At 52.4% G+C, this 23,726-nt stretch carries 17 protein-coding genes; 8 read left to right on the forward strand and 9 right to left on the reverse strand.

The window, feature by feature from the left end; translation table 11 throughout:
- The 4 genes from R3187_RS04825 to R3187_RS04840 all read right to left on the reverse strand — a co-directional run bounded on the left by R3187_RS04825 (nucleotide 1) and on the right by R3187_RS04840 (nucleotide 7,525).
- Nucleotides 1–387 carry a YacL family protein gene (locus R3187_RS04825; RefSeq protein WP_318965570.1) on the reverse strand — a complete coding sequence of 129 codons (387 nt, stop codon included), beginning with the start codon at nucleotides 385–387 and terminating at the stop codon, nucleotides 1–3.
- 264 nt (nucleotides 388–651) lie between these two features.
- Nucleotides 652–3,249: a bifunctional aconitate hydratase 2/2-methylisocitrate dehydratase gene (gene acnB / locus R3187_RS04830; protein ID WP_318965571.1), complete on the reverse strand. Its 2,598-nt coding sequence runs from the start codon at nucleotides 3,247–3,249 to the stop codon at nucleotides 652–654.
- Between the two features lie 549 nt (nucleotides 3,250–3,798).
- Nucleotides 3,799–5,868 carry a M13 family metallopeptidase gene (locus R3187_RS04835; protein WP_318965572.1) on the reverse strand — a complete coding sequence of 690 codons (2,070 nt, stop codon included), beginning with the start codon at nucleotides 5,866–5,868 and terminating at the stop codon, nucleotides 3,799–3,801.
- Between the two features lie 157 nt (nucleotides 5,869–6,025).
- A complete protein-coding gene (locus R3187_RS04840) occupies nucleotides 6,026–7,525 on the reverse strand; it encodes a DUF3612 domain-containing protein (protein WP_318965573.1) in 1,500 nt (499 codons plus the stop codon).
- 264 nt (nucleotides 7,526–7,789) lie between these two features.
- Between R3187_RS04840 and R3187_RS04845 the strand changes: the two genes are divergently transcribed.
- A complete protein-coding gene (locus R3187_RS04845) occupies nucleotides 7,790–8,302 on the forward strand; it encodes a malate synthase (protein WP_318965574.1) in 513 nt (170 codons plus the stop codon).
- An 18-nt stretch (nucleotides 8,303–8,320) separates the two neighbouring features.
- Here R3187_RS04845 and R3187_RS04850 read toward each other — a convergent pair whose 3' ends face one another.
- Complete coding sequence (locus R3187_RS04850; RefSeq protein ID WP_318965575.1) at nucleotides 8,321–9,031, reverse strand: substrate-binding periplasmic protein; 711 nt, start codon at nucleotides 9,029–9,031, stop codon at nucleotides 8,321–8,323.
- 135 nt (nucleotides 9,032–9,166) lie between these two features.
- Complete coding sequence (locus R3187_RS04855) at nucleotides 9,167–10,225, reverse strand: alkene reductase (protein WP_318965576.1); 1,059 nt, start codon at nucleotides 10,223–10,225, stop codon at nucleotides 9,167–9,169.
- 207 nt (nucleotides 10,226–10,432) lie between these two features.
- Between R3187_RS04855 and R3187_RS04860 the strand changes: the two genes are divergently transcribed.
- The gene (locus R3187_RS04860) at nucleotides 10,433–11,509 is read left to right on the forward strand and encodes an efflux RND transporter periplasmic adaptor subunit (RefSeq protein ID WP_318965577.1); all 1,077 of its coding nucleotides are present in this window, start codon (nucleotides 10,433–10,435) and stop codon (nucleotides 11,507–11,509) included.
- Nucleotides 11,506–14,565 (forward strand): efflux RND transporter permease subunit, encoded by a 3,060-nt coding sequence (locus tag R3187_RS04865; RefSeq protein ID WP_318965578.1) that lies wholly within the window; start codon nucleotides 11,506–11,508, stop codon nucleotides 14,563–14,565. Before R3187_RS04860 ends, R3187_RS04865 begins: the two co-directional genes overlap by 4 nt.
- 55 nt (nucleotides 14,566–14,620) lie before the next feature.
- On the opposite strand, the gene R3187_RS04870 is transcribed toward R3187_RS04865, so the two are convergent.
- Together R3187_RS04870 and R3187_RS04875 are read right to left on the reverse strand one after the other, a co-directional pair.
- Complete coding sequence (locus R3187_RS04870; protein WP_318965579.1) at nucleotides 14,621–16,549, reverse strand: phytase; 1,929 nt, start codon at nucleotides 16,547–16,549, stop codon at nucleotides 14,621–14,623.
- 12 nt (nucleotides 16,550–16,561) lie between these two features.
- A complete protein-coding gene (locus R3187_RS04875; RefSeq protein ID WP_318965580.1) occupies nucleotides 16,562–19,081 on the reverse strand; it encodes a TonB-dependent receptor in 2,520 nt (839 codons plus the stop codon).
- A gap of 36 nt (nucleotides 19,082–19,117) precedes the next feature.
- On the opposite strand from R3187_RS04875, the gene R3187_RS04880 reads away from it, so the two are divergent.
- The 5 genes from R3187_RS04880 (at nucleotide 19,118) to R3187_RS04900 (ending at nucleotide 22,815) form a co-directional block, all read left to right on the forward strand.
- Nucleotides 19,118–19,288 (forward strand): hypothetical protein, encoded by a 171-nt coding sequence (locus R3187_RS04880; protein WP_318965581.1) that lies wholly within the window; start codon nucleotides 19,118–19,120, stop codon nucleotides 19,286–19,288.
- 4 nt (nucleotides 19,289–19,292) lie between these two features.
- Nucleotides 19,293–20,189 carry a GGDEF domain-containing protein gene (locus R3187_RS04885; RefSeq protein WP_318965582.1) on the forward strand — a complete coding sequence of 299 codons (897 nt, stop codon included), beginning with the start codon at nucleotides 19,293–19,295 and terminating at the stop codon, nucleotides 20,187–20,189.
- On the forward strand, nucleotides 20,189–21,223 hold the full coding sequence (locus tag R3187_RS04890; protein ID WP_318965583.1) for an AraC family transcriptional regulator: 1,035 nt from the start codon (nucleotides 20,189–20,191) through the stop codon (nucleotides 21,221–21,223). Before R3187_RS04885 ends, R3187_RS04890 begins: the two co-directional genes overlap by 1 nt.
- A 23-nt stretch (nucleotides 21,224–21,246) precedes the next feature.
- Nucleotides 21,247–22,161 carry a metallophosphoesterase family protein gene (locus R3187_RS04895; protein WP_318965584.1) on the forward strand — a complete coding sequence of 305 codons (915 nt, stop codon included), beginning with the start codon at nucleotides 21,247–21,249 and terminating at the stop codon, nucleotides 22,159–22,161.
- 63 nt (nucleotides 22,162–22,224) lie between these two features.
- The gene (locus tag R3187_RS04900) at nucleotides 22,225–22,815 is read left to right on the forward strand and encodes a carboxymuconolactone decarboxylase family protein (protein ID WP_318965585.1); all 591 of its coding nucleotides are present in this window, start codon (nucleotides 22,225–22,227) and stop codon (nucleotides 22,813–22,815) included.
- Here the strand turns inward: R3187_RS04900 and R3187_RS04905 are convergent.
- Nucleotides 22,812–23,711: an FAD:protein FMN transferase gene (locus R3187_RS04905; RefSeq protein WP_318965586.1), complete on the reverse strand. Its 900-nt coding sequence runs from the start codon at nucleotides 23,709–23,711 to the stop codon at nucleotides 22,812–22,814. The two genes, R3187_RS04900 and R3187_RS04905, sit on opposite strands and share 4 nt — an antisense overlap.
- Nucleotides 23,712–23,726: the final 15 nt, after the last annotated feature.

The raw sequence follows: 23,726 nt of genomic DNA on the forward strand, positions 1-23,726 counted from the left end.
TTAATCTGCCAGAAACTGCTGCCACTGGCGCAGCAATAGCAGAAAATCATCCAGACCACACTGGCTGCTCATCCCCTGCTGGTCCAGTTGTAAGTCATCTTCCGCCAGCGCTTGTAACTGGCCGCTCTGCTCATCGGTACTCTGGTAAAAAAGACTGTTGTGACTCAGGGTTACTTCACCATTTTCGACTTCCAGCAAAAATTCCCGCCCCTGATACTGCATGCTTTGCTGAGGCTTTAATCCACTCAGCTGCTGCACCAGTGGTGTATAAGCATCTGCCTGCTGGCCAAATTCATCCAGCAAAAACCGGCCTAACACCTCAAGTTCGCCAGCAAGCCGGATGCTGAATTGGCGGGTTGTGCGATCAAAAATAAAATCGTATTCCATACTTCTTTCCGTACGAAGAAATAGGCTGATGGTTATTTGCGGCGTTTTACCCTGGCGAGCTAGTATCCCCAATGGGGCGACACAGGGTGTCTGAGCGGACGCGCCAAGCGGTAGCGAGTTACTGTGGCGAGCCCAGTGGGCGGTGCAAGCACGCCTACGCAAATAATCTATCAGCCGGTCTCAGCTAGAATTGTAGTTGTTCATAGTATATAAGCGAGCAGAAAAAAGGCCTGCAGTGGCAGGCCTTTAGCACAACAGAGCTGATTACACCGCTTGCTGGATAATCACGTTATCTGCTTTTTTGGTGTATTGCTCCATGCGGTGGAAGTTCAGGTAACGGTAGGTATCGGCCGCGGTAGCGTCGATTTGCTTCGCGTATTCCAGATACTCAGCCACTGTCGGCAGTTTACCGATAATAGACGCCACTGCTGCCAGTTCCGCCGATGCTAAGTACACGTTAGCGCCCTGACCTAAACGGTTCGGGAAGTTGCGGGTAGACGTAGAAACTACCGTTGAGTTCTCAGCTACCCGTGCCTGGTTACCCATACACAGTGAGCAGCCCGGCATTTCAGTGCGGGCACCGACTTTACCGAAAATGCTGTAGTAACCTTCTTCGGTTAACTGCGCCTGATCCATCTTGGTAGGCGGCGCTATCCACAAGCGGGTTGGCAGCTGGCCTTTGTATTTATCCAGCAGCTTACCTGCAGCACGGAAGTGGCCAATGTTGGTCATACAGGAACCGATAAACACTTCATCAATCTTGTCGCCAGCCACTTCAGACAGTAAACGTGCATCATCCGGATCGTTAGGTGCACACAGTACCGGCTCTTTAATATCGGCCAGGTCAATTTCAATGACTTCAGTGTATTCGGCATCAGCATCAGCTGACATCAGCTGCGGATCTTTTAACCAGGCCTGCATTGCCTGAATACGCCGCTCGATAGTGCGTACATCGCCGTAACCTTCAGAAATCATCCACTTTAACATTACAATGTTTGATTCCAGATACTCGGCAATAGAGGCATCTGACAGCTTGATCGTACAACCTGCAGCTGAACGCTCAGCAGAGGCATCAGATAACTCAAACGCCTGCTCTACCGTTAAGTTTGGTAAACCTTCGATTTCCAGAATACGGCCGGAGAAGATGTTCTTCTTGCCTTTCTTATCAACAGTCAGCAAACCTTTCTGGATAGCAACGTACGGAATAGCGTGCACTAAGTCGCGCAGGGTAATACCCGGCTGCATTTCACCTTTAAAGCGCACTAACACCGACTCTGGCATATCCAGTGGCATAACACCGGTTGCTGCAGCAAAGGCCACTAAACCCGAACCGGCCGGGAACGAAATACCAATCGGGAAACGGGTGTGCGAGTCGCCACCGGTACCAACAGTATCAGGCAGCAGCATCCGGTTTAACCAGCTGTGGATAATGCCATCGCCCGGACGCAGTGCTACGCCGCCACGGTTCATAATAAAATCTGGCAGGGTGTGGTGGGTATCAACGTCAACCGGCTTCGGATAAGCGGCGGTGTGACAGAATGACTGCATGGTTAAATCGGCAGAGAAACCTAAACAGGCTAAGTCTTTTAACTCATCACGGGTCATCGGGCCGGTGGTATCCTGCGAGCCCACGGTAGTCATTTTCGGTTCACAGTAGGTGCCCGGACGGATACCGGTTACACCGCACGCCTTACCTACCATCTTCTGAGCCAGGGTAAAGCCTTTACCAGAATCGGTTTTAGGTAACGGCCGGCGGAATTTATCTGACGGACCTTCGCCTAAAAATTCACGGGCGCGGTCAGTTAAACCACGGCCAATGATCAGCGGAATACGGCCACCGGCACGTACTTCGTCAATTAATACATCGGTGGCCAGGGTGAATTCTGCCAGTACTTCATCGCTGCCATGACGGACAATTTTGCCTGCAAATGGCAGAATATCTATCACATCGCCCATTTCAAGCTGGTTAACGTCAACTTCAATCGGTAAGGCACCTGAGTCTTCCATGGTGTTAAAGAAGATAGGGGCAATTTTGCCGCCCAGCACAAAACCACCACCGCGCTTGTTCGGTACATAGGGAATATCATCACCCATAAACCACAGTACTGAGTTAGTGGCTGATTTACGTGATGAACCGGTACCCACTACATCGCCGACATAGGCCAGTGGGAAGCCTTTTTTATTCAGCTCGTCTAACTGCTTAATCGGGCCAACGGTACCTGGCTGATCCGGGGTAATGCCTTCGCGGGCATTTTTCAGCATTGCTAACGCGTGCAATGGAATATCCGGCCGTGACCAGGCATCCGGCGCCGGCGATAAATCGTCAGTATTGGTTTCACCTGACACTTTAAAAACGGTAACAGTAATTTTTTCAGCCAGGGCTGGCTTACTTTCAAACCACTCGGCATCAGCCCAGCTTTGTACTACCTGCTTGGCATATTTATTACCGGCATCGGCTTTTTCGGTTACATCGTGAAACGCATCGAAAATCAGCAGAGTGTGTGACAATGCTTTGGCCGCGATAGGGGCCAGCTTTTCGTGGTCCAGCAGGCTGATTAACGGCTCGATGTTATAGCCACCCATCATGGTACCCAGCAGCTCGGTCGCACGCTCAGCACTGATCAGGCTGCAGCTTGTTTCACCTTTGGAAACAGCGGCTAAGAAGCCCGCTTTCACGTAGGCCGCTTCGTCGACGCCCGGTGGTACCCGGTTTACCAGTAAATCAACTAAGGTATCTTCTTCGCCTTTTGGCGGATTTTTTAATAGTTCAACTAAAGCGGCTACCTGCTCGGCATTGAGCGGTTTTGGCGGGATACCTTGCGCAGCGCGCTCGGCCACATGTTCGCGATATTGTTGTAGCACAGTATGATCCTCTTGGTCGTTGCCGGCAGTCTTGCTACTGCGGCGTCATTCTTAGAATGAATGGGCGCGATTATATGAAAATTCGGGCCAAATTGACATCGGGCCGTTAACCACGCCACTTATAGTGGGTATAAGTAGCATGAATGGGAAACCGGATGTTATATATTCTTTGTTATAGTGGTCAGACCTCAGCATCTCGGTGTTGCTGCCGATTTGAGTGCAAAGATGCCGGTTGCAACGCCCGCTCTGGCTCGCCACAGCAAATACTTCGGGCATCCTGCCCTTCGCGAGCCAGCAAAGCTGTTCAAATTCGTTCCCGACGAATTTGTCGCGCGTTGCCTATAGCAGAGGTTAGAATCCCGAACTGGGCGCCACAGAGTGTCTGAGCAAATGCGCGAGCATTTGTGAGTTGCTGTGGCGAGCCAGGGCGGGAATTGTAACCGGCGCCATATCGCTTGGCTATTGGTCACTCATATACAAAAAAGGCTGAGCAGTTGCGTGCTCAGCCTGTGTAGTCTAGCAGATTTTCATTACTCTAAGGGTTTCACATTACCAGATCTTAACGCGCTGCTCTGGCGCGATATACATCGCATCGCCTTCTTTAATATCAAAGGCCGTGTAAAACTCAGGAATGTTCGGCAGTACGCCAATTACCCGGTAATGCGCCGGCGAGTGTGGCCCGGTGCTTAACTGGCGACGCAGTGCTTCTTCACGGAACTTGGTGCGCCATACCTGAGCCCAGCTGATAAAGAACCGCTGATCGCCGGTATAACCATCCATTACCGGGGCGTCTTTACCTTCCAGCGATAATTTGTAGGCTTTCAGGGCTACCGTCATACCACCTAAGTCACCGATGTTTTCACCCAGTGCCACTGCACCGTTAACATTAACACCTGGCAATGGCTCAAACTTATTGTACTGGCCAATCAGTTTGGCACCCCGTGCCTGGAACTGGCCTTTATCCTGCTCAGTCCACCAGTTACGTAAGTTACCGTCACCATCGTATTTGGCACCCTGGTCATCAAAGCCATGGCCAATTTCATGGCCGATAACACCGCCAATACCACCGTAGTTTACCGCATCGTCGGCATCCATATTAAAGAACGGCGGTTGCAGAATTGCTGCCGGGAACACAATTTCATTATTTACCGGGTTGTAATAGGCATTAACGGTTTGCGGGGTCATAAACCACTCGCTTCTGTCGATTGGCTGGCCCAGTTTGGCGACCATCTGGTCATAACCCCAGTGGCTGGCACGGATAAAGTTACCGACTAAATCATCAGCTTTAATTTCCAGCGCCGAGTAGTCTTTCCACTTATCCGGGTAACCAATTTTCGGGGTAAACTTGCTCAGCTTTTCCTGAGCAGCAACTTTAGTTTCCTCGGTCATCCATTCTAATTCGTTGATCGACAGCTCATACGCTTTAATCAGATTTGCCACCAGCTCTTCCATCCGCGCTTTCGCTTCAGGTTTGAAATGGCGCTCAACATAGAGTTTACCGGTCAGCTCACCCAGCACCTGATCCGAGGCATCGACTGCCCGCTTCCAGCGCGGCTGTTGCTGTTCAGTACCACTTAACGTGGTGCCATAAAATGCAAACCGACGATCAGCAAAGTTGCTGCTGAGCTTATCGGCATAACCATGGATGGTTTTTAACGTAAGATAGTCCTGCCAGCTTTGTAAATCAGTGGCGTCGACAACCTTGGAAAAACCTTCGAAATAGCTGGGCTGACGCACGATAATATCGCTGACTTCAGCCAGTTTTACGCCACTGGCAAACGCGGCCCAGTCGAAACTGCCCATGCTATTGTTCAACTCAGTGACACTGACCTTATTATAGGTTTTGTCGGCATTGCGGTTATCTAACCGGGTCCAGTGGTGTTCAGCCAGGGCTTTTTCCAGAGCATAAACCCGCTCAGCCGCAGCAGCGGGGTCAGCATCGCCTGCCAGGCTGAACATATCTGTTAAATAAGCTTTATAATCGGCAATCAGCTTTAATGATTTTTCGTCATCATTAAAGTAGTAGTCCCGGTCCGGCAATCCTAAGCCGCTCTGGCTCAGATAAACAGCGTACTCAGTAGAGTTTTTCGCATCGTTGTTAATAAACCAGCCAAACGGGATAGCAATACCATCGCGTTGTAACCGGGCAAATAAGTCAGGCAACTGGGCTTTGTTTTCCAGCGAGCTAATCGCATCCAGTTGCGGCTGTAGTGGCGCTAAGCCTAGTTTCTCTATGGTCGCTTCATCCATAAAGCTGTTATAAAAGTGGCCTAATTTCTGCTCATCAGAGCCTTCTTTTAAATCAGTACGGGCAGACACTTCATCAATAATGGCTTTAACCGCTTGCTGTGAATTGTCGTTTAAAATATGAAAAGAACCGTACGATGATTTGTCTGCCGGAATATCAGTCTGGGCCAGCCACTTACCATTTACCGCCAGGAAGAAATCTTCACTGAATTTTACTGCCGGATCAAAATACTGGCTGTCTACGCCGGACACCCGGGGGGCTTGAGCCTGAGCCACAACCGGCTCGCCGGTTTTGGTGGCGGCAGGTTCACTACACGCAGTTAAACCTAACGCCAGGGCAACGCCGGCAGCAATGATACTGAGTTTTTTCATTATATGTTCCTGAAATACGCGGATGAAAGTCGGTTGTCGTTACTGTTACCGTTACTGGTTTAGTGACGATTATAATTATAATATCGGCGCTATCTTAGCGCCGTCATCAGGCAAAGCCAAATATCGGCGGCGGACAAGTTGTAACAGAATATATTCGCTACGCACACTGATAACAGCCCGGACTGCGCGGGCAGCTGTTACCCCTGGCACAAATTAACTGGGCCGGTTTCTGCAAACTTCTGGCTACCCAGTTAATATTTAAAATATTGGCAACACTGGTTAGCGAGGTCTGAATCGTTTTCGGCACTCTGGTACCACCGGCACTGTTAATACACAACTGTTTCAGCTCGCTGGCCATTGCATCAGCATCCACCCCTTGTGCCAGCAACGCCGGATTAAGATCGATGCCGGCACACAGTACATGGTTATTACCGGCCAGATCGCTGACTTTAGTTGACTCACAGCAGTAAATCCGCGGCTGACCATTTACATCCAGTAACGACAACTGGGCACTGCTGCCAACCCCATCAACATCAAACATCCGGAATACTGCCCAGTTCTGACACGGATCCTCCACCTTGCGCATATTGCCCCAAGGCAGCGGTATGCCATTCCCCCGATACACCGCTTTTAATTTGCCCGGGGTATAAGCATCAAAATAGTGCCAATGGGTATAAGGCGATACTGCGGTCATCCGCCGCATCGCAACCGAGGCGGATACGCCGGCCTGCTGATGGCTGTTGATTTCATAGCCCTGGCGGTCCAGTAACTGGCGAAATGGTAGCTTCGGGCAGAGCAGCGCACCGGCAAAAAAGCTCGATTCAAAATCGCGCCAGGCATGCAAAATATCCTGCGGTTGCACCCCGCTTGAATGCGACAGCTCATCATCATGGGTGCCGCCTACCGTCATACTGCTTTTGACGCCATCTTTGTTATGCAACACGGCGTGGCCAATATGTACGGCCAGCTCGTACTTTAAGCGGGTGGGAAATTGCTGCAGCAAGCGGTTTAAATGCAAGGTGGCGGGTGGGGTAAAAAACGAGGTTGAGACGTTTTTTGACAATACCCCAAGCTCATCCAGAATGTCTTTCGGTGGCTCGTCAAACCAGCTTACTTTCAGGCCCAGTTGTTTAACAATGGCCAGCAGTTCATCGACACTCAACGGCATCCGTTTCTGGCCGACCTCCTCTGCTGCCCGCTCCAGTTCAGGAAAATGGTTCTGATGATGCTCCTGATGTGCCCGGATCAGCAGCTGGGCAAATTGTTTACCGCTGGTGCCGGTTTGCGACAGCATTTCCGGAATGGCAATTTGTAGAATATCATTCGAGAATAAAAAGCCCGGCTCCAGCGCCATGCCACTGATGCCACCGCGGCTGCCTTTTTGCGGGGTTAAATCCTGCCCTTCATCTTCGCCATCTAAAAACCAGTCAATATCTTTTTGAAATACCTCTGCTATTACCCCCAGCATTTCAATACCCGGCGTACGTTTGCCGCGTTCAATCATCGACAGATAAGACACCGATGGCGCCTGCTCTGGATTTACCCGGATACAACGGGTAGACAGGTCTTCCATCGTTAAGTTATTGCGCTTTCTCAGGTTTCTGATTTTAGTTCCTAAGAAGTGCGACTTTCTGAGCAGGCTTTTGTTGGTTTTCATTTTGTAAAATTCACACTGTAAAATTTTTATTGTGAAATTATGCTGATTTTTAGCCTAGACTAGTTTTTAACCGATAGCAACTGGTCTGCGCTCTGAAACTGCGCGACCTGAACGAAGGTCCGGAATCCTGATGGCGCAACCACAGAGTGTCTGAGCGAACGCGCAAGCGGTAGCGAGTTGCTGTGGTGAGCACAGCAGGAGTTGCGGACCGGAGTATTGACCAACTTATAGCAAAAAAGACCCGACAAAAACGAGGATAACAACATGACTACACTGGCCCCAACCCACAGTCAAAACACGCCAAACCAAACTGCCTGGATGGCGACCGAGCTTAGCGTTATCAATCAGCTGAACGAGCGCCATGTGAAGCAAATCATGGATTACTCAAAAGGCTTTCTGGATAAAACCTTTCCGCTGGCCGAAGGCTCGCATAAAGATGTGGTCTGCTACATGGTGTATTTCCAGCATCTGCTGGCATTTTTTGCCGATGGCAGCAAAAGTGGCCTGCAGAACCCGGCGCAGTTTGTCGCGTTAAGTGGTCACCGGGAAGCGCCGGAGTCACTGGTGCTGGTTAATGACGGCCGCCATGTCGAGCTGGTACTTAACCGCCATGGCTGTAATGGTGAAAACGACTGTGCCGGTATTGATGATATTCAGCTGCAGGCTAAACAAAGCAACGAGCCATGGTTCAGCATGTTAACCGGTAAACAGGTTAGCAGAGGTTGCCAGAGTGAAAAATGCTTTACCGCAAAAGACGGCGGGGCTTATCAGGCCTGATGCTGGCTGGCGGACTTGTTAGCGCGGCTGCAGCTGATATTTTGTTAGCAACTGCTGATATCGCTCACCGCGCTTAAATCTCACCAGTGCCTGGTTAAATTGTTCGCGCTGCGCAGCCGATATGCCATGTTTTTTGCTAAAAGCAAAAAATACTTCTACAGAATCCAGTGCTGGCTGCAACATGACAACTTTGTCTCCAGCCTGCTGCAACAGTGCGGAGTGGCGGATAGTATGAGCCGACGCCATTATCAGCTTTACCCGTTTAGCCAGTAACATCTTAAACAACATATGATCAGACTCCACCAGATCTGCCCTGGCAAATTCCATTTCGTCCAGCAAACTACCATAGGAGAAATGCCGCACCGTTGCTACCGGTTCATCACCGACACTGGCTAAGGTGCCGTCGAACTTAAAAGGACAAGGATTAACGCACAACAGCACTATCGGATCAACCAGGTAGCTTTCGTCGCTGTACTCAAATTGCTGCATTCTTAGCGGCGTTTTGTAAAATACCGGGATCACATCGGCTTTGCCTGTTGCAACATGGTTGACGACCCTGCTCCAGGGCAGGCGCTGAAACTCCAGCTGAATTGCAAGATCCGAGGCAATATCGTGCAACGTTTCAACTGAAAAACCGGTCAGGCTGTTGTCCAGCACATAATAATAAGGAGGGTAATCGTCGTCAGGTATCGCTACCCGCAGAGCTTGCGCATGCAGCTGAAAAAACATAGATAACAGGCAGCCAAACAAAAACAGGCAGTGCAATTTAACTACCCGTTTTGTTATCAATGTACTGGAAACGCCAGTGATCACAAGTTAGCTCCATGCACCTGTTGCTCACTAACTATAGCCGATAGAGAATAACTAGCCAGCGTCCAGGCAAGGGTAATCGGTATAGCCCTCTGCACCGCCGCCGTAAAACAGCTCTGGTTTAGCTGGGTTCAGTTCAGCATCTTTGCTAAAACGGCTGACTAAATCGGGGTTGGCGATAAAAGGTACACCAAAAGCTACCGCATCGGCATCACCGCGCTCAATGATCGCGTTAGCACTGTCTTTATCAAACTTTTCGTTGGCAATATAGACACCGCCAAACAACTGTTTCAATTTCGGGCCTAAGCTGTCATCAGCTTCGGCTTCACGGGCACAGATAAAGGCAATGTTTCTGTTGCCCAGCTGCTGTGCCACATAGCCAAAAGTATCAGCCCGCTGTGAATCGCCCATGCTGTGTGCATCCGCTCTGGGGGCCAGATGCATGCCAACCCGGCCAGCGCCCCAAACCGAGATTACCGCATCAGTGACTTCCAGCATTAAACGGGCGCGGTTTTCAATACTGCCACCATATTTATCATTGCGCTGATTACTGCCATCCTGCAGAAACTGATCCAGCAAATAGCCGTTAGCGCCATGAATTTCCACACCATCAAAGCCGGCTTTTTTGGCATTGTCAGCAGCCAGCCGGTAGGCCTCGATAATGCCGGCAATTTCCTCAGTGGCCAGCGCTCTGGGAGTAACAAACGCCTGCTTTGGCCGCAGTAAACTAACGTGGCCGTTCGCTGCAATAGCACTGGGCGCTACCGGCAGTGCGCCATCTAAGTAATGTGGGTCAGAAATGCGGCCGACATGCCATAACTGCAGCATTATTCTGCCACCAGCCTGATGCACTGCCGCTGTTACTTTCTGCCAGCCGGCCAGCTGTTCATCAGACCAAATGCCCGGTGTATCGGGATAGCCCACGCCCATCGGTGATACCGACGTCGCTTCGGTTATTATCAGTCCGGCACTGGCGCGTTGGCGGTAATATTCAACCATCAGTTCATTAGGTACCCGGCCGGCATCAGCACGGCAGCGGGTTAACGGCGCCATAATAATCCGGTTTGGCAGTAGTAAATCGCCCATTTTTAGCGGGTCGAATAAATTAGCCATGCTCAATCCTGTTTGTTAGGGTTAATCAGTCTGAACTTAATTGGTCTGGCTTGCCCAAAAACAAGGGTTCCAGCGATAAATAACCAGAAGCAGAAGGCCGGTGGCTATATTTGGTTACAGTTCTTAACTTGCTGACATTCATCCATGTAGGTATATTTTAACCCTGCTGCTTCGCTGCTCATTTACCGTTACCGCCAAGGATTGTCCATGTTTAAAAAGCTCGCTGCCTCTCCTGTTATTATTGCCGTTATCTTAGCGCTTGCATTGCTACTGTGGTTACTCAGTGGTGATAACTACGCCGCTAAGACTGAGCCTCCTGGCGAACAACAGGTTCCGGAGCAAACCCTTGCTTTGGTTGAAGCCCGCTGGTCTGAAGCAGAACCCTATCAGCTTACCCGGGTAGCGCAGGGCCAGGTTTTACCCTGGCGCATGGTCAGTATTAAATCTCAGCAAGCCGGCACGGTAAGCCAACTGTTTGTCAGTCAGGGCGACAAGGTTGAGCAGGGCGATAAGTTACTACAGTTGTCTGATGAAGGACGTAGCGCACTATTAGAACAAGCGAAAGCCAATCTGACCTTGCGACAAAACGAGCTGGCCAGTGCTCAGGCGCTGGGTAAGTCACAATTTGTTTCAGAAACCGAACTTACCCGCTTAAAAAGCGAGTTGGCACAAGCCGAAGCAGAGCTTGAGCGTGCCCGGCTGGCGTTACAGCAAATTGAACCGGTTGCCCCGTTTGCCGGGGTCATTGACCGCCGTCATGTTGAAATAGGTGATGTAGTGCAGGTAGGCACGGAGCTATTGCAACTGGTACAAATTGATAAGCTGAAAGTTACCGCTCAGATCCCACAACAACATGTGAAAGCGCTGCAACAGGGGCAACAAGTTAACCTGCGGTTACTTGATGGCAGACTGCTTAGCGGTGAACTGAGTTTTATCAGTTATGCTGCCGATACCGCCACCCGCAGTTTTTATATTGAAGTTACTGTTGCCAATCCGCAACGGTTGCGGATTGCCGGCGGCAGTGCCACGGTAGAAGTGCTGTTGCCGCCAGTTCAGGCGCATTTAATCTCACCGGCGCTGCTTAGCCTCAACAGTGATGGGCAGTTGGGTGTTTCCCTGGTAAATGATCAGCAACAGGTTGAATTTTACCCGGTAGATATTCTCAGCGCTGACAATGAAGGGGCCCGGGTCAGTGGCTTACCTGAGCGGGCCCAAATTATTACCCAGGGCGCCGGCTTTGTGAAACCGGGTGATAAGGTGCAGGTGGCAGGGGCCAAACCATGAATGCCATTATCCAGGCCGCGATAAATCGCAGCCGCGCCAGTTTAATGTTGCTACTGTTTTTGTTTATTGCCGGCATTACCGCTTATCAGACCATACCCAAAGAAGCGAACCCCGACGTCGCGATCCCGATGATGTACGTGTCGATGTCACTTGATGGTATCAGCCCGGAAGATGGTGAGCGCTTATTGGTGCGGCCGATGGAGCACGAACTGCGATCGCTTGAGGGCATCAAAAAAATGACCTCAACCTCCAGCGAAGGCCATGCCTCAGTGATGCTGGAATTTGATGCCGGTTTCGATGCTGATCAGGCACTGGCGGATGTCCGGGTCAAAGTGGATGCCGCCCGCGCCAAACTGCCCAGTGAAGCAGACGAACCCACGGTAAACGAAATTAATGTCGCGCTGTTCCCGGTGCTGTCGGTAGGTTTATCCGGCCCCGTTTCAGAAAGCCAGCTGGTTTATATTGCCCGGCAGTTACAGGAAAATATTGAAGCGATACCAGAAGTGCTGGAAGTTGATATTGGCGGCGATCGCGAAGATATGCTGGAAATAGTGGTCGACCCGCAGGTACTGGAAGGTTATGGCCTGGATTACCAGCAACTGTTCAGTCTGGTTTCGAACAATAACCGGCTGGTTGCTGCCGGTAGCCTCGATACCGGCGCCGGCCGGCTGGCGATGAAAGTGCCCGGGGTAATTGAAAACCTGGAAGACGTGCTATCAATGCCGATTAAAGTCGATGGCGATACGGTTATTACCTTTGGCGATGTGGCTACCATCAGCCGCAGTTTTAAAGACCCGCTTGGTTTTGCCCGGATTAACGGCCAACCCGCGGTAGTGCTGGAAGTAAAAAAACGCGCCGGCGCCAACATTATTTCCACCATCGAGCAAACCAAAGCATTAATAGAACAGGCCAGCAGTCAGTTTCCGGACGGCATGCAAATTAACTACATTATGGACCAGTCAAAAGAAGTCAGAAATATGCTGTCTGACTTACTGAACAACGTGTTGACGGCAGTAGTGCTGGTGCTGATCTTAATTGTTGCCACCATGGGCGTGCGCTCTGCTTTGCTGGTTGGCATTACCATTCCCGGCGCTTTTTTTGCCGGCATTCTGATGATTTTCGCGCTGGGTTATACCCTGAATATCATCGTGCTATTTGCGCTTATTCTGGTGGCCGGCATGTTAGTTGACGGCGCTGTGGTGGTCAGTGAACTGGCCGATCGCAACCTGGCTGAGGGCCAGCAGCCAAAAGAAGCCTGGGCCAATGCCGCCGGCAGGATGGCCTGGCCTATTATTGCCTCAACCGCCACCACCGTGGTGGTATTTATGCCGTTGTTGTTCTGGCCGGGCGTCGTCGGCCAGTTTATGAAATACCTGCCGGCAACGGTGATCCTCTGTTTGCTGGCATCGTTATTTATGGCGCTGATTTTCCTGCCGGTAATGGGCGGCATCAGCCGCGCCCGGCCTGCCCCGCACAGCATGGAAGCCAGTCGGGCTGGCAAAGCCTACCGCAATTTATTAAGCCGGCTGCTGCGCCACCCCGGCCTGACCCTGGCCGGGTTGCTGGGGGCTATGGCGCTGATTTTTGTTGCCTATGGCAAATATAATCATGGTCTGGAATTCTTTCCCGATGTCGAGCCGGAATCGGCCCAGGTCTGGGTACGGGCCCGTGGCGATATGTCTATTTATGAAAAAGATGCGCTGCTAAAAGATGTAGAACAGCGGCTGCTGGGCCTGGCGGAGGTTAAAGCACTGTATGCCCGTTCGCTGGCTGCAAGCAGTGGTGAACTGGCGCCTGATGTGGTCGGCACCTTGCAATTTCAGTTTATCGACTGGCATCAACGGCGCAAAGCCGCCGCCATTCTGGATGATATGCGTGAGCTTACCAACGATATTCCCGGCATTATTCTCGAGTTTCGCCAGCAACAGGAAGGGCCCGCTGCCGGCAAGCCAATAGAGTTGCAGGTTAGCAGCAGTGAAGCAGCAGCAACCGAGCAGGCGGTGGAGCAGATTATCCGTCAGATGGAGCAGATGGACGGTTTTGTCGATATTGAAGACGACCGCAGCCTGCCTGGCATTGAATGGCGGATAGAGGTTGACCGGTCTGCCGCTGCCCGCTTTGGCGCAGATGTGCTGACAGTCGGTAATGCAGTGCAAATGGTCAGTAATGGTTTATTACTGGCCAAATACCGGCCGGAATATGCCAGTGATGAAGTCGATATCCGGGTCCGGTTTCCGCAGTACTGGCGCTCACTGGATCAGCTGGGCCGGCTGACTATTCAGACACCGCGTGGCCAGGTACCACTGAGTAACTTTGTTGAACTGGTGCCAGCGCCGAAAACCAGTGTCATTAAGCGGATTGATGGCAACCGGGCGATTACGATTAAAAGTGATTTAGCCGAAGGTGCCCAGGTAAGTGAGCGCTTACAGGCATTACTGGCCAGCGATCTGAAGCTGCCGGACAATGTTAAGGTGAAAACCGCCGGCGAAAGTGCTGATCAGCAGGAAGCGATGACCTTTTTAATGGGCGCCTTTGCTACGGCAATCTTTTTAATGCTGATGATTTTACTGGTGCAATTTAACAGCTGGTATCAGAGCTTGCTGGTGTTATCTGCAATAGTGTTTTCAACTGCCGGCGTACTGCTGGGCCTGCTGGTTAACGGCCAGAGCTTTGGCATCGTTATGGTGGGTATGGGCATTATTGGCCTGGCCGGTATTGTGGTAAATAACAATATCGTATTAATCGATACCTTTAATCAGCTGCGCCAGAGCGGTATGTCTGCGATGGAAGCCGCGCTGGAAACCGGTTGCCTGCGTTTACGACCGGTGCTGTTAACGTCGGTGACGACAGTGCTGGGATTAATGCCAATGGTACTGGCGGTTAATGTAAACCTGCTGGAGCCCAGTCTGGGCTTTGGCGCGCCGTCCACCCAATGGTGGACTCAGCTGTCGAGCGCGATTGCCGGAGGGTTAACGTTCGCTACCCTGCTTACCCTGTTTTTAACGCCCTGTATGCTGGTGCTGGGTGAGAAACTGCACCGCAAGGTCCGGCACTAATCAACAGGCCCCGCCCGTTATCCGGGCAGGGCCTTTCAGGCAGTAACCTGACAGGCTATTTCAGCTGTTGAAGCAGAGATTGCCATGGCACCAGTTTCAGGTTCTGCCCCTGCTCCGGCATGCGGTTGCGGCCATCCTGCACAATCAACGCGCCCTGTTCAAAGCCGGGGCCGAGTGAACGGGTGGTCAGCTCCAGGCCATCGGTTTCAGAGGCGCCATCGATCTGAAGCTTTGGGTTGGTGGTCACTCTGAAGCGCAAACGCTCAGCATAAGGCGGCGCGGCATCATAAATCAGGTAACTGTCATTGCCCTGACTTGATACCACCAGATAACTGCTGCCGCTATGTTCCGCTAACGCCAGCCCTTCAATATCATCAACCAGCCGTTCACCATCCACCTGCAGAATAGCTTCGCCCATTGCAGCGGCATCCGCTTCGGCGGCAAAGCGCCAGATCGCCTGATCTTCCTCACCCACAAATAGAATGCCGCGTTTATCATCGGCCACACACCCTTCCGGCTGGCCAGGCACCTGCAGCGAGCGGACTAACTCGCCCTGCCAGCGACGGCCATCACTGCTAAGCTGATACTGCTCAATCAGGCCCGACTTATCATTAACAAACACATAGTGCTGGCCGCTGGTCTCACTGTGATACAGACATAAGCCGTAGATTTCTGTCATCGCCGTCGCGACCTTGCCGGCGTTGTGCAGCACGCCATCACGAGCAATAGCAAACAACTGCAGGCTATTATCATCGCGTAAACTGGCCACAGCAATATCATGGGGCAGGCCCTGCCACGGCAAGTTATAGCGCACATCAACATTATTTAAGCGGCCAACACTGAGCTGTTGCAGCCGCTGGCCCTGCATATTGTAAACATCTAAGCCTGCCCGTTTATCGGTAGCCAGAATAAGGCTCAGCTCAGGCTGTGACGGGTGATGCCACATCGCCGGATCGTCAATCACATCGCCACGCTGGCTGGCGGCTTCAGTCTGCAAGGTTGGCATTACCTGTGCTATCGGTGCTCTGCTATTACGTGCTCTGCTGTTACGCGCTGGCGCTGCCGGCAATGTCAGTAATAACTGCTGCACCGGCCCGGCATCTTCGCTGCTGACAAATAAGGTAGCACTATCGGCTTGTATATTGACTGCCAGACCGCTGGCTTCTGCCAGCACCGGCACCGGCAGGGTGGTCAGCAGTTGGCCGCTGTCGCTTAGATGTAGTACCCGGCCCGGCTGTTCTTCCAGAACCAGCAAACTGCCATCCGCTAATAACTGCAAAGCCTTTACTTCACCCTGTAGCTGGCCAAAAGGCGCATTTACCTGCACCAGACTGCGGCCTTCATCGGCTTCCGGCTCGGCCTGATAACGCCAGATAGCACGGTCAGCTTCGGCAATATACAGGGCACCAGTAACCGGGTCAGTTGTGCACGCCGTGCTGTCATAAGGTACATTTAACTCGCGGATAACCAGCGGCTCTGCCAGCCATTGCTGCTGTTGCTGTAACAGCAACTGATCGGCGCCGCCACGCCCCCCCAGTAAAAACAGGCTCAGTTGCTGGTTCTCACTGCTCTGATAAAAACATAAATCATCCACCACCCGGCTACTGATTAACTGCTGGTGCACCAGCTGCAATGGTTCGCTGGCCAATGGGCTAAGCCGCCACAGGTATAAACTGTTGCTGTCGGCGTCCATCGCCGCCAGCAGCAGCGTTTGCTCATTAACCGGCTGCAGCGCAAGCCGGCTGAAATTACCCGTTACCGTTGCCAGTTGCGCGGTGCCGGCAAACACCTGCAACTGAGACGGCGTGGTAGCCAGCTGGTACTGCTGGCCGGCCAGCTGAATTTCAGTATAGTGGCTGGCGTTAATCTCCAGCTGAGATGCCTGCTCAGCTAATCCGGCCTGCCCTAACTGGCAGCCTGCCAGCATTAGGCCAGCCGCCAGGCACAGTACATTTTGGCTGAATACTTTGTTAGAAAATTGCATAACCTGATCCCGTTACCAGTTAGTGATCTGCACGCCCAGCACCACAGTGCGACCATACTGTTCGTATTGGAAGTTATAAGGCTTACGGCCGGTGTAGGCGTAGTACGGCTCGTCATTTAAATTGATAACATTAAAATACAGCTGCATACCGCGGCTGAAGGTCCATTTACTGCTGAAGTCCAGCTGCAGATGATCATCAGCATAAACGTCATAGGCTGCGTCACTGACGTCGCCCACTTCCGCCAGATACTTCGATTTATAATTGGCGGCCAGACGCAGGCTCAGGCTTGCTGTTTCGTAGCCAATGCTCAGGTTCGCCGTTTTATCTGACTGACTGGGCAATGCGACTTCCCGTTGCAGTAGCTGTCCGTCATCAAACCATTCAATATCGGCCGCCGAGTCGGTCAGCGTCAGGTTAGCCGACAGCAAAAGATTGTCCAGCCAGTTGCCAAAACCTGTCAGCTGATGCGCTGCATTTAATTCCAGACCATAGAGATCGGCGCTACCGCCATTGACAAAGGTTTCCGCTGTGGCGAAGTCGGCATAGTCACCACGCCCGGCTAAATCTGCTTCATAAATAAAGTTGTCAATCTGCTTATAGAACAACATAGCCGACAGCACACCAAGCTTATCGGCATAATGCTCGATGCCCAGATCAAAATTGTTTGACGTCAGCGCTTTTAAGTCCGGGTTACCGAATGCGGCTTCCAGCTCATCATCGTCACGTTCCAGAATAAAGGCCGGCGCCAGCTGTTCGAAGTTCGGCCGCACCAGGCCGGTGCTGAACGCCGCCCGCACTATGCTGTTCTCTGCCAGGTTATAGCGCCCAACCAGCGCAGGCAGCCAATAGCCTTCGCTGCTGCTTTGCCGGTTGGCACTGAACTGGCCGGTGCTGTCATCATAACGGGTGCCGACGGCATCGCGCTGCTCATGCTCATACCGCACTCCGCCAACCAGCTGCCAGTTTGCAAACTGCCACTGCGCCATAACATAGCCGGCGCTGATATCTTCATCTACCTGATAATCGTTAATTTGTGATTCGACCTCGTCGACAAAATCAGCACGGTTAAGACCGGCAACCAGCTGATAGATAGCGGCGCTACTCACCGCCGGCCCCAGGTTACTCAGACTGTAGTCCACCATGCCACCGGCATAATCACTCATAGTTAGTGCTGTGACACCCTGCTCGGCAAAATCTTCAAATAACCAGACATCTTCGGCCGCTGTTTTTTCCCGCTGACTGAATTTAACCCCGGCTTTCATTTGCAGGCTGTTGTCGCCGCGCAGCATTTCGCGGCTGAGATCAAACTTAATATTACGCTCGGTCTCTTTGGTATAGGTATCACCCATTTCCACTTCTTTTAGCTCATAGCCGTCGGCCAGATACGCATCGGCCGGCGCAGTCAGCCGCAGAATACGGCTGCCGCTAAAACCAACTGCATCTTCAAAAACCTGCTCAAAGTCGGCCGCGCCGATATTAAACGGTGTATCTTCATCAGCCTTGCTGGCCCCGGCTTCCAGTTGCCATTCCCAGCTACCGGTAACCTGGCGGGTACCGAGCACCAGAGCTGCAATGCTCTGCGTCTCTTTACGTTGTTTTAATGATCGCAGCAGCTCAGCTTCACCACTGGCGCCGGGCTGTTGCGGATCAGCAAATTCGACCACCAGCCCCTGGCGTTGTTCGTCGTCACTGAAGCGGCTATAAAGGCTGCGCAGATAATATTCATTATTGCTGCCTGGCCGGTAATCCAGATTCAGGGCCAGACCAAGCCGCTCGCGGCTGATGGTGTAGTCGCGCAGCTCGAACTCTTCCAAACCTTCTGCAAAGTCCCAGCTGCCACCGGTTTCCACGTTTTCGGAGCCAAATTTTCGCTCGGCAAAACTGGCAGCGATGGCAATTCCCAGGCTGTCTGTTTCGCCACCGGCATCCAGTATTTTACTGAATACCCCAGACACTTTAGGGCTGGTTTTAGCTTGTTGCTCGTTGTAGCCCGCTTCTGCGGTAAACGAATAAAAATCATTATTGCGGTCAAAAGCCGACAGGCTTTTAATTTCCACCGTGCCACCCAGTGAGCCGGCCGGCATATCCGGGGTCAGGGTTTTGTTAACCTCGACCGATTCCAGTAAGTCAGACGGGATCACATCCAGAGCCACCGCCCGCCGTCCGGCTTCCGGTGCAGCCAGTGAGGTGCCATTATAGGTTACCGCATTGTAATCCGGTGCCAGACCACGCACCCGGATAAAGCGGCCTTCGCCCTGATCACGCTCAACTGAAAGGCCCGCTAAGCGTTGCAGCGCCTCACTGACATTACTGTCCGGAAACTGGCCCATTTCGTCAGTACTGGCGACGGTAACAATACCGGCCGCATTGCGCTGGCGGTTCAGGGCTTTACTTAACGCGCCAAACTGGCCCCGTACTTCAATATGTTCAATATCATCGGTGGCAGTGTCTGCCAGTAATGGTGTGGCTAAGCTGCCACAGGCCAGGGTAATGGCAGATGCCAGTAAGGTACGACGGTAATTCAGCTTCATAACAGGCTCTCAGGTTGCAAAAAACAGGAATAACGAATGCAACCCAGTGTGCCGTTGCTCTGTGACAAAATAGCGGCGTTAACTAACCCTGGCTGTCCGCTGCGGACCCGGGTCTGCAGCGGACAGCAGTGGCGGCGAAGTGGCGCAATTTGTCATATCAGTGTCATGCCTGCACCGCAAACTGGTAATTATTTGCCGGAACATTAAAATCATGTGGCAACAACACCGATATAAATTGCTGTGCAGCTTGCTGCTACTGGTCAGTGGTCTGCTGCTGGCGCTGCACAGTGGCAACGTTAAAGCGGGCTTGCAGTTCGACTGGTTAGATATGCTGGGCGAAGGCACCACCTTACTGGTGGCCTGCGGCTGGCTGGGGCTGATTATCAGCAGCCGGCCGGCGGGACGGGTAACTGAATGGCTGTATTACGGCAGCCTGCTGCTGGTGTTTTCTTACTTTCTTGACTTACTGGATGAGTTTATCCGCTATCCGGATCAGATACGGTTAATGAGCTGGCTGGAGTCATTGCCGGCACCGGTTGGCATGTTAATCCTGACTTATGGTTTAGTGGGCTGGCACCGTGAGCAACGGGCGATTAACCGCCAGCTGCAGGGCCGTGAGTTATTTTTACGCCAGCATCAGCTTATCGACCCGTTAACCCAGCTATATGGTGCTGCTTACCTGCAGGCTGTATTGCAAAGGGAAATCGAGCTTCATCACAGCCTGCAAAAAAACCTGAGCCTGCTGGTTGTCGATATTGATAATTTCAGTCAGTTTAACCGCCACCACGGCATAGCAGCCGGCGATAGTTATCTTAGCCAGTTAAGTGAATTACTCAGCAACCAGTTGCGACACAGCGATTTGGTTTGCCGCTATGCCGGCGACCGTTTTATTGCCTTGCTGCCCGACACGGCCGAGCCACAGGCACAAATAATGGCCCAGCACTTGCGCCAGCAGTTGCCGCAGTTGGCAGTCGGCTCTGACGGCCCGGCCGCAACTGTTGTTGCACTGGCTGTCAGCCAGCATAACGCCCAGGCTGCATTTAAAGCGGCCGGGCAGGCGCTAGAACAGGCCAGAAAAACCGCGGCCTTTAGTTTCAGTGCCGCCTGATGCAGCAGCGCAGCTTTGGTTATCAGGACAAAATATTGCTGCTGCAACATGGTAGCAGTGAATTGCTGGCACTGGCCCAGCGCCGTGGTGCGTCGCTTAGCAAGTTGCTAACCGGCACGGGCATTTTTGAGCAGGATTTACATAAACCACATGGCCGGCTGCATCACAACGACTGGCTGAAATTGCTGCAGAACTGTCAGCAGCTGAACAGTCCTGAGCTGCCATTTTTACTTGGCAGCGCTATTGTTAACAGCCGTTATATTTCGCTGTGCCAGAGTTTACAGGCTGCCGCAAACCTGCGTCAGGCGCTGTCCCAGCTGTGTTACTTCCGCCATCAGTTGTTTCCGGCGGTTTATCCCACGGTGTACCTGCAGCCATCCCAGCAAACCATCACGCTGGAGCTACAGCCGGCTGCCGGCCTTAACAACCAGCAGCCGTTTATGATTATCCTGGTTTTTTCACTGGTACTGGCACTCATTCGCCAGCAACTGGCGACCAGCAGCGGCATCCGGGTGCAATTGCAGGCGCCCTGCAATGGCCAGCAGCTGCAATATCAGCTGCATTGGGGCTGCCAGATCAGTTTCAGCCAGCCGTGCAACAGTATCAGCATTCCGCTGCCGCTGTGGCAACAGCCATTTGCCGATGCAAATGCCGAGCGCTTTCGGGCAGCGCGGCGCAGCTGTCTGCAGTTAAACCGGGTGCTGCCCAGACAACGCGGCTTGCTGGAGCAGGTATGCCGCTTACAGCAGCGGGCGCTGCCGCAACTGTTAACCCTGGAACAGGCTGCCGGGGCGCTGGGCATGACCGGCAATAGCCTGAAACGCCAGCTTAGCCTGCACCAGACTAACTTTGCCAGGCTGCTGGATCAGATCCGCCGTGATCAGGCCAGAAGGCTGCTGCAGCAGGGCCGGTACTCCAACCGGCAGCTGGCACAACAGCTGGGCTATTCCGATGAACACAATTTCCGGCGGGCTTTTAAGCGCTGGACCGGCCTGCTGCCAAGTGATGTTAAAGGCTTACTGAACTTCAATTAACCTCAATAGTAAAAAGGAACCTTATGAAACCTGTTAAAACCTGCAACTGGCAACGGCTGCACCTGGCACTGCTCAGTACAATATTCGCAGCAGCTGTCAGTGTAAGTGCTGCTGCCCAAGCCACCGCTGAGCCAGCAGTTGGCGGCAAGGTGCTGAGTTTTGCCGTGCTGGGTGATGCCGAGCCCAAACCAGAACCCTACTTTCCAAACGTGGCAGCTGCGGTGGCAGATGTAAACAAATTAAGCGGGCCGTTACAGCTTAAATTTGTAGTTGGGGTCGGCGACATTGCCCACAAGGGAACCCTGGTGCAATACAAAAACGTCACACCGGTACTACAGCAACTTACCCTGCCGTTTTATCCGATTATGGGCAACGAAGAGCACGGCAGCACAGTAGATCGGTTCCTGCAATATGCCAACCTGTGGAACCAGGGGAAAATCAGCATAGATGCAGCAAGTTATGTGCTGGAATTTGACACCGTAGCTCTGGTGCTGGCATCGCCGGATCATGGCCGCGATTTTGCTGACAGCGGTATAGACTGGATGCAACAGCAAATCAGCCAGCTGCATCCCAAACCGGTGCTGCTGGTCGTACACGGCGCCCAGGCCGGTGTCTATCCTGAGAACGCCGAAAAAGGCATTCAGCACCCCGGTTTTGCGGATGTCATCGCCCAGCCGAATCTGGCTGCGGTAATTTCCGGAGATTTACATATGGATATGGACCGGGTGCAGCATTCAAAGCAACTGGGTAAGGTGCACTATCTGCATATCCCGGCGCTGGAGCGCACCAAAATACCGGATGAAACTAAGCACACCGCTATGTACCGGGTGTTTCATGTGTACAGCGATGGCCTGGTGCAGGTTGATACCTATCAAACCGGAACAGATCAGCCACTCGCGCGCCACGCTTATCAATTCCGGCTAAGCGCTAATCAGTAGCGCTCAACACAGGCAATAAATGCTACAGTAATCACCAGATCATTTTTTACTCAGGAGATAACTATGGCATTTGTGCCACCGCTTGCTGCTGATGCCAACCCTGATGTGGCTGAACTGGCGACATTTTTTAATGAAACCCTGGGGTTTTGCCCGAACAGTGTGTTGACCATGAGCCATCGCCCGGCAATTGCCAAAGCCTTTATTCAGCTGAATATGGCGGTAATGGAAAATAAAGGCCGGGTGACTTCGGCGCTGAAGCGGCTGATTGCCTACGTATCGAGCCACGCTACTGGCTGTCGCTATTGTCAGGCCCATACTATCCGGGCGGCAGAGCGTTATGGTGCGCCGGATGAGCAACTGGCCAATATCTGGCAGTTTCGCAGCCATCCGGCGTTTAATCAGGCCGAGCGTGCTGCCCTGGAGCTGGCCATTGCCGCCTCGCAGGTACCTAATGCAGTCGATGACGCTGTGCAGGCGGCGATGCACCAGCACTGGGATAGCGGTGAAATTGTTGAAATTATGGGCGTTATTGCGCTGTTTGGTTATTTAAACCGCTGGAATGATTCGATGGCTACCACCCTGGAAGAAGGCGCCAAAGCGTCCGGCGACGCGCTGCTGGCAGCAGACGGCTGGTCCGCCGGCAAACACGGTTAATGCACCAGCCAGTATTGTAGTTTTTGGGCCTGTAAAAATTCCTCAGCGGCAGCACCTTGCAATAATGCAGTGGTCGCCAGCATGCCAGCCAGCAAACAGTTTGGAGCCGCTACTGTTACTGAACGTGGTGCGTTGCTAACGGGCCAGCCGGTTTTCGGATTAACAATATGGCTGTAACGCACGCCGTCTTTCAGTAAAAAACGCCGGCTGTCCCCACTGGTTGCAAGGGCGCCGTTACTTAAACCAACGGCAGATATCGCCTGATCTGCCAAGGTGGGGTTTTCAATGCCTATACGCCATGCACTGCCGTCCTGTCTTGGCTGGCTGCAGCGCATATCACCACCAAAATTAACCACCAGGCTGGGAACGTTATTTTGATTAAACTGCTGGCGCAGCAGTTGCAGCACTTTATCTACGGCATATTCTTTCGCAATGCCGCCCAGATCCAGCTCCATACCTGCGGGCAGCCAAATTCGGTTGTTATCCCGGATAACCTGATGCCAGCCGATATATGGCAATAAAGCATCTATTTCCGCCTGGTCAGCCAGTTTGGCGGAGCCATCAAACTGCCAGATCCGGCGTAAAATACCGCTACTGATGTCAAACAAGCCATCACTTAACTGATAACAGCTGTCGGCAAACGCTAACAGCTGTCCTGTCTCCGCATCCAGGGTCTGCCAGCTGCCAGCATTGCGGTTTAGCTGGCTTAATACACTGCTACTGCGATAACGGCTGTACTTTTGCTCAATGCGCTCCGCTTCAGCGGCGGCAAGTTGGGTTAGCTGCCGGCACAAGGTCATGTCCTGTACCTCCAGCAATATTTCACATGGGCTGGCCATTGCCCGGAACTGGCCAACAGCACAGTTTTTGCCGGCATTAACTGTGATATCGACCATCGTATCTTCCTGCCA

Origin of the sequence: Arsukibacterium sp. (genome assembly GCF_033721375.1) — a bacterium.
Lineage (GTDB): Bacteria > Pseudomonadota > Gammaproteobacteria > Enterobacterales > Alteromonadaceae > Alishewanella.

Bases quoted from the DNA above. Each gene is read 5' to 3' on its own strand.
- R3187_RS04825 (WP_318965570.1), bottom strand. From the start codon at position 387: ATGGAATACGATTTTATTTTTGATCGCACAACCCGCCAATTCAGCATC.
- R3187_RS04835 (WP_318965572.1), bottom strand. From the start codon at position 5,868: ATGAAAAAACTCAGTATCATTGCTGCCGGCGTTGCCCTGGCGTTAGGT.
- R3187_RS04840 (WP_318965573.1), bottom strand. From the start codon at position 7,525: ATGAAAACCAACAAAAGCCTGCTCAGAAAGTCGCACTTCTTAGGAACT.
- R3187_RS04845 (WP_318965574.1), top strand. From the start codon at position 7,790: ATGACTACACTGGCCCCAACCCACAGTCAAAACACGCCAAACCAAACT.
- R3187_RS04850 (WP_318965575.1), bottom strand. From the start codon at position 9,031: ATGTTTTTTCAGCTGCATGCGCAAGCTCTGCGGGTAGCGATACCTGAC.
- R3187_RS04855 (WP_318965576.1), bottom strand. From the start codon at position 10,225: ATGGCTAATTTATTCGACCCGCTAAAAATGGGCGATTTACTACTGCCA.
- R3187_RS04860 (WP_318965577.1), top strand. From the start codon at position 10,433: ATGTTTAAAAAGCTCGCTGCCTCTCCTGTTATTATTGCCGTTATCTTA.
- R3187_RS04865 (WP_318965578.1), top strand. From the start codon at position 11,506: ATGAATGCCATTATCCAGGCCGCGATAAATCGCAGCCGCGCCAGTTTA.
- R3187_RS04870 (WP_318965579.1), bottom strand. From the start codon at position 16,549: ATGCAATTTTCTAACAAAGTATTCAGCCAAAATGTACTGTGCCTGGCG.
- R3187_RS04875 (WP_318965580.1), bottom strand. From the start codon at position 19,081: ATGAAGCTGAATTACCGTCGTACCTTACTGGCATCTGCCATTACCCTG.
- R3187_RS04880 (WP_318965581.1), top strand. From the start codon at position 19,118: ATGCAACCCAGTGTGCCGTTGCTCTGTGACAAAATAGCGGCGTTAACT.
- R3187_RS04885 (WP_318965582.1), top strand. From the start codon at position 19,293: ATGTGGCAACAACACCGATATAAATTGCTGTGCAGCTTGCTGCTACTG.
- R3187_RS04890 (WP_318965583.1), top strand. From the start codon at position 20,189: ATGCAGCAGCGCAGCTTTGGTTATCAGGACAAAATATTGCTGCTGCAA.
- R3187_RS04895 (WP_318965584.1), top strand. From the start codon at position 21,247: ATGAAACCTGTTAAAACCTGCAACTGGCAACGGCTGCACCTGGCACTG.
- R3187_RS04900 (WP_318965585.1), top strand. From the start codon at position 22,225: ATGGCATTTGTGCCACCGCTTGCTGCTGATGCCAACCCTGATGTGGCT.
- R3187_RS04905 (WP_318965586.1), bottom strand. From the start codon at position 23,711: ATGGTCGATATCACAGTTAATGCCGGCAAAAACTGTGCTGTTGGCCAG.